The sequence below is a fragment of the Mesorhizobium sp. M5C.F.Ca.IN.020.32.2.1 genome, assembly GCF_004023105.1.
In the GTDB taxonomy this organism is placed as follows: Bacteria; Pseudomonadota; Alphaproteobacteria; order Rhizobiales; family Rhizobiaceae; genus Mesorhizobium; species Mesorhizobium wenxiniae.
On sequence record NZ_RZSX01000350.1, the window covers coordinates 1 to 6,213 of the forward strand.

A 6,213-nucleotide genomic window follows, 5' to 3' on the forward strand; every position below is an offset into this window, starting at 1 on the left:
GAGTGTGGTACCGGCCGCGAGATCGCGGATGTCGAGATTGCCACCGACGCGCCTTGGCGGCACCACCGAGTGGAGGCCCATTTCAGCCGGCGCGTTGCCGATGGTGCCGGCAAAGGGTTTTAGCGGCACCCGCGCATGCTTGCCGAACAGCGCCGGCTCGAGCGAGGCGGCGTCGTATGTCCAAATGTTCAGCGCCGGCTCCGGAAAATCGTCGGCGAGCAGCCCGAACCCCGGAATGTTCGCCGTCCAGCCGAAGCCGGACGGCTTGAACGCCTCAATTGTGATCTTCAGCGCGTCGCCCGGCTCGGCCCCTTCGACATAGATGGGCCCGGTCACCGGGTTCACCTTGGCGAAGTCGAGCAAAGCGACGTCGGCAACGGTGCTGTCGGCCTGAAGCTGGCCTCCCGACGAATCGAGGCACTGGAACTCGATCGTCGAACCGGGCGCCACCCGCTCAGTCGGGACAAAGGAATTGTCCCAGCCGAAATGGTGATGGCGCCCGTGGATGGTGTAGTCGCAGTTATTGCACATCGGTCACATACACATTGTCATAATTGATCGGGATATGGACGGGATCGACATAGAGATTGTCGGCGCCACCCATCCGGGCCGATTTCAAGGTGAAACGCTGCTCGTTGAAGACCGGCGCCCAGGGCGCGTCTTCCATGATCTTGTCGTAGGTCGCCCTCCACATCTTGTCTCGCTTGCCAGCCTTCGCGGGTCGACCACCGAGTCGGCCTCGGCCGCCTGGCGTCGAGATCCTTGTTGCACCATGACCAGTTCCACCACCCCGCACCGCACCGGCGCAGCCGGGGATCGGGCCGTAGAAGTTGGACGGATCCCGCGTGCCTCGCACAGCGCTTCCGTCTTCATCCAGCGCAATGGCAAATTCCATACCGTCACTTTCACGCTTAACTGATGAACGAAGATAGCAGGTATCGAAAAGGCGTAACGCGCCCGAGGTCCATCGCCCACTCAATCCACCACCTGCCCGTCCAGCGGCAAGTCGCTTACGCTATTTTTCTCTCTCAGCTGGTTTTGGCCCGGAGGACCGGCGAGGGTGACCGGCGCCGCACTCCTCATGGTGATTGCCCCTTGCGATTTCCCTGCCAGGCGTGACCTACTCGGGATGCACTCGTCCTGCGCCCTGGCCGGCCTTTCGCGTCGGGCGCGGAGAGAGGGATCATACACTCGCTAATCGGCGATTATGTGCTTATCCACCGAGAAAAACGTGGATTTTCTGCGGTGGTAGGCATCAATTAGCACAAGGCGGCCCAGTGACGCTGGTACACTCACAAGTGAGCGGTTCGCACCGCGCAATATCTAGCCGACCTGACACGACCAGTTTTGCTGAGGAAATGGAATGATCACTGCACACCTCATTTCGGTTGGTGGTATCACGACCTCGTATTGTGAGAACGGAGCCGGTGTGCCGATTGTATTTCTACACGGTGCCGGCTTCGGCGCGGAGGGAAAGGCTTCCTTTGTTCTGCAGCTGAACGGCCTATCCGATCATTTCAGGGTGATCGCCGTTGATCAGCTCCACTTTGGTGGAACGGATTATCCCGCTGATCACAGATACATAAACCGGCTCGGTCGCGTGGATCACGTGATTGGCTTCATCGAAGCGCTGGGGTTAAAGCAGATTACGTTAGCTGGCAATTCAGAAGGATCATTCGTCGCCACGCGGGTCGCGATCGTGCGTCCTGATCTTGTTTCCAAGCTCGTACTGCTGACGGCGAACTCCGTGTCCCCAGCGTTTGGAGACGACCGTGACGAGGCCTGGATCCAAGCCAGCCGGCAGAGTTATGATTATTCGGGTCCGATGCCAAGCGAAGAGGAATACATCAACGGATGGTGGAAAGGCACCCGCGCCTCTGGGCAGGATGTGGAAGGCGCAAAGCGAGAGGCTTATCGGCGGGCTGCGGCGCGCGGACAATACCAGATGTTTCAGAACTTGCCCGAAGAAGAGACCAATGAGCGCCTCTATGTTGCGCTACAGCACAGATACATCTTCCCGTACCTTGATCGGCTTCAGGCCCAGACATTGATTATCTGGTCGAAGAACGACCCGACCGTGACGCCGGAACAAGGGCTGAAGCTGGCAAAGCTGATCAGGAATTCGGATTTCCACCTGCTGAACAATGCAGGGCATGCCGTGCACATCGATCAGAGCGAGGCAGTGAACAGACTCATCCGTCAATGGCACGGGTAGGTGAGAGGGCGAATTGAACTCTCGAAGGCCAACATTTGCGGACGCGCACGGTTCTCCGGGGTACGACCCTTACCGAGGCAGCCGCCATGTGCTTGGAAATCCGATGAGGCTGAGCTCAATGTTACTTGTCGGCGGCGCTCACCCCTGACCGCCTGAATGACTATCGGTTATGATGCTCCACGTTCGCAGTCGAGTTCGGGCGTGCAAAATAGCCATTCTCTTGCTCCCCTCAAGTGGGCATGCCGATGACCTTGCTGCATTCCTGAAGATGGGCAAACCCAATCGAAGTTAAATTGGGACGTACGAAGGAGCCTCAGCTCAGCCGTGTGGATCACCGCCCGTTCACCGTGACGCGATCATAGCGCCGATCGCCAGATCTGCTATGCCGAATGGTAAATCCATGTTTGGCGAGAAATCTCCGCTCCTCAACCGAAACGGAGCCGGATGATGGTCAAACTCGCATCTTTGCTGCCGCATGCAACACGGCCGCTGACTGGCTCAGTACTCATCCAGCAGATAAGCACGTAGATCAACCGCGCTACTAACCAAGAAATGGGACCGGAATTACGACGCGAAGTTTATGTTGCTGCCGCAAATGGTGGCAAGTGAAGTGCTTCCGATCATAAAGGACATTAATTCGAGCTGCGGACGGTCTGGTCTGGCACGACGGCATCCAAGTCAGCGCCGCGGACCGTGTGGCATCGATCGGCCGCTGGGGCCAGCTGCATTCCGGCGGGCAGTGAACATGGTGCGCGCCAGCGACGGGTCGAAGAAGGACGACCGAGGCCTTCCACAGCGATATCCCTTGGGACTTTTCGCCCTGCCTTGCTCATCACGCGAAAAGGGCACACTTGTCACGAGAAAGAGAGGCAAGATAGCTAGGTCGATAATGTCATGCGGGACAACATTGCCGACCAGCAGACTGCATTTACGGCTTGCGAGCAGCCCGGTTAGACGGGACCGACGCACGCGTGCGACTTCGAGCGCTCGCAAGATGACATGGCCGTTCAGATCCTGAACCGTCGCGGTTGGGCGTCTTCGCAGGAGCAAGTCATAAACAGCTTATCCAGAAAGACTTTCAGAAGCTCCGTTGCCAGGGCGGGGCGCTTTCGTCGGGACCGCGCAGTGATAGTGGAACTCAGGAGGAAACCACAGCCGCACCGAAGCAGCACTTCGATAAATCTGAAGGTTGTCGGCAACACTGCCTCGACGTATGCGCTACCGCGCTCTGAGTTATCTCAAAACGAGATGGCGACGATACGCAAACTGAATTTGACCCAGGCGCGGCGCGACCGAGCATAGGAGTAATGAATGCTCCTCTCGGTATTCATCCAGCAAACAAGCGCGGATCAACAGCGCGATTGGCAAGGGGAATAAACATGACGATATCTCGACGCGAATTGATCAAAACGGGTTTGTTAACAGGAATGGCTTTGTCTATTCCTTCTGTCCTGCGGGCGCAGACGACACCAGCCGGCGCGCGAACTGTGCGCATGGTCAAGGCGAATGACCTGCGCATCTTCGATCCAATTTTTACGGCGACCAGTGTCACGGCCGACCACGGCTTGGCAATTTACGATACTCTGTTCGGGGTGGACTCGAAATTCATGCCGCAGCCGCAAATGGTCGGCAAGTGGGGCGTGTCCGAAGACAGAAAGACCTACACGTTCGAACTGCGGGACGGCCTAGCTTGGCACGACGACACTCCCGTCACCGCGGGGGACTGTGTGGCTTCGATTCGTCGCTGGGGCCAGGTGGCTCCAGGCGGACAGTTGATCATGGAGCGCGCAAGCGACATCTCAAAGAAAGACGACAAGACATTCCTGATCACCCTGAAGGAACCGCTCGGCATTCTGATCGATCTCCTGGCAGATCTGACACCCCCATGCCTGTTCATCATGCGCGAGAAAGATGCCAGTCGCCCAGCAACTGAGCAGGTCGCTACGAATGTCGGGTCGGGGCCGTTCAGGTTCAATGAAGCTCTTGTCAAGTCGGGCGCGAGCTACACCTACGATCGCAATGAAAATATGTTCCTCGCCAGGAGCCGGCGGACGGATTGGCTGGCGGTAAGATCGTCAAAGTCGATAGTATAATCTGGGATAATATCTCCGACCCGCAGACAGCCTTCGCGGCCTTGCAAGCAGGTGAGATCGACTACGTTGAGCAGCCGCCCAACGACCTTGTCTCGGTGATCGAGAGTGATCCCAACCTTGTGGTCGATGTGCTGGACAAAACCGGCAAGAGCATGTTGCTGCGCCTGAATTTTCTCCAAAAGCCGTTCGACAATGTGAAGGCGCGGCAGGCGATGCTTCACCTGATCGATCAGGAGGCGTTCATGAACGTCCTGGCGCCGAAGTATGGCCGCTCGGTCACTTCGATATTTGGTGGCGATACGCTCTATTCCAACGATGAGAATACGGGCTGGGACAAGAAGGGCGGCGATCCAGAAAAGGCCAAACAGCTCTTCAAGGAGGCCGGTTATGCGGGCGAAAAGATCGTGGTTTTGCAGGCCACGGATTGGGCGCCCAGCAACGATGGTTCGCAGTTGCTTGCTGCGGCCCTGCGCAACATCGGGATCAATGTCGAGCTTGCGCCCAGCGACTGGGGTGGCCTCTCCACGCGCCGCGCGAAAAAGGATTCCGTCGAGAATGGCGGCTGGAGCATGTTCATTACGTCTGAGGCGGATTTCTCCCTCGCCAATCCGTTAGCTACCCCGCTTCTCCTCGCGAACGGAGAGAGCGCCTGGTATGGCTGGCCGAAGAATGATGAATATGAAGCGCTGCGGGCCAAGTGGGCATCTGTAGCAACGCTTGAGGAGCGGAAGGCCTTGGCTCGCCAGATGCAAGGTCTCTGGTGGACTTCGTGGGCGATGTGAGGTTGGGGCACTATGTCTCGCCGATGGCGCGCCGTAAGACGCTCACGGGCCTCATCGGCATGCCGCAGGTCGTTCCGATATGGAACATGCAGAAGGCCTGAGCACTGTGGCTGCTTACGTCCTTCGCAGGTTGGTTTCGACCATCGCCGTCATGGCGATGGTCGGGATTTCGTGTTCCTGCTTCTCAGATTGGCGCCCGGCGATCCGGCGGCGATGATTGCAGGCAGGTCGGCGACAGCGGAGATGATCGTCGGCATCCGCGAGAAGCTGGGCCTGAACGATCCTATGCCGGTTCAGTTCATACGTTGGGTGCGCGACATGCTGCGCGGCGATTTCGGCACCTCGATCTTTGCCGGACGGCCGGTTCTCGAACTCATCGCGCAGCGGCTTGAGCCGACCGTCTCTCTGTCTAGCTTGACCATGCTTGTTTCAGTCATGATCGGCGTGTCCTTTGGCACTTTGGCTGCCTGGCGCGCCAGCGGTCCAATAGACCGTGTTCTCACCGCATTCTCAGCGCTCGGGTTTTCAGTTCCGGTCTTTGTTGTTGGCTATTTTCTCGTCTACTTCTTTGCCATGCAGGCGCACTGGGTGCCGGTTCAGGGATACAAGCCCATTGGCCAAGGCCTTGGAGCCTGGATTGAGCACCTGATCCTGCCAACGGTAGCTTTGAGTGTTGCCTACATTGCATTTATCGCCCGGATCACGCGGGCGAGCATGCTTGAGGTCCTGTCGGAAGATTATATGCGAACGGCCGCCGCCAAAGGCGCTTCGTCCTATGCCATGCTTTTCCACCATGCCTTGAAGAATGCGGGTGTCCAGATCCTGACGGTGATCGGCATAAGCTTCGCTTATCTGATCGGCGGAGTCGTGCTTACGGAAACGGTGTTCAACATACCCGGTATCGGTCGTCTGGTCGTGGATGCAATCAACAATCGCGACTATCCGGTATTCAGAGTGTGCTCATCCTGACTTCGGGTCTGTACGTCCTTATCAACCTCACGGTCGATCTGGCGTACACCTTGATCGATCCCCGTATCCGGTACTGATATGACCCTCCTCTCCGCACCAGTTGAAGCCGTGCCGATGGGTCGGCTGCAGTTATCCGATGTTCCCCGTCTGGCAA

2 protein-coding genes and 3 pseudogenes are annotated in these 6,213 nt (G+C 57.8%); 3 read left to right on the top strand and 2 right to left on the bottom strand.

Features of this window, described 5'->3' with window-relative positions:
• Positions 1-531: acetamidase/formamidase family protein (locus tag EOA86_RS18180; protein WP_206630062.1), on the bottom strand; the 531-nt coding region annotated here is incomplete at its 3' end.
• Positions 521-841: pseudogene (locus EOA86_RS18185) on the bottom strand (ABC transporter substrate-binding protein); the annotation flags it as partial. The pseudogene EOA86_RS18185 and the gene EOA86_RS18180, both read right to left, overlap by 11 nt.
• A gap of 522 nt (positions 842-1,363) precedes the next feature.
• On the opposite strand from EOA86_RS18185, the gene EOA86_RS18190 reads away from it, so the two are divergent.
• The 3 genes and pseudogenes from EOA86_RS18190 to EOA86_RS18200 all read left to right on the top strand — a co-directional run bounded on the left by EOA86_RS18190 (position 1,364) and on the right by EOA86_RS18200 (position 6,136).
• Complete coding sequence (locus EOA86_RS18190) at positions 1,364-2,215, top strand: alpha/beta hydrolase (RefSeq protein WP_091597986.1); 852 nt, start codon at positions 1,364-1,366, stop codon at positions 2,213-2,215.
• Positions 2,216-3,594: 1,379 nt separating this feature from the next.
• Positions 3,595-5,191 (top strand): annotated as a pseudogene (locus tag EOA86_RS18195) (ABC transporter substrate-binding protein).
• A gap of 5 nt (positions 5,192-5,196) precedes the next feature.
• Positions 5,197-6,136 (top strand): annotated as a pseudogene (locus tag EOA86_RS18200) (ABC transporter permease).
• Positions 6,137-6,213 lie beyond the last annotated feature (77 nt).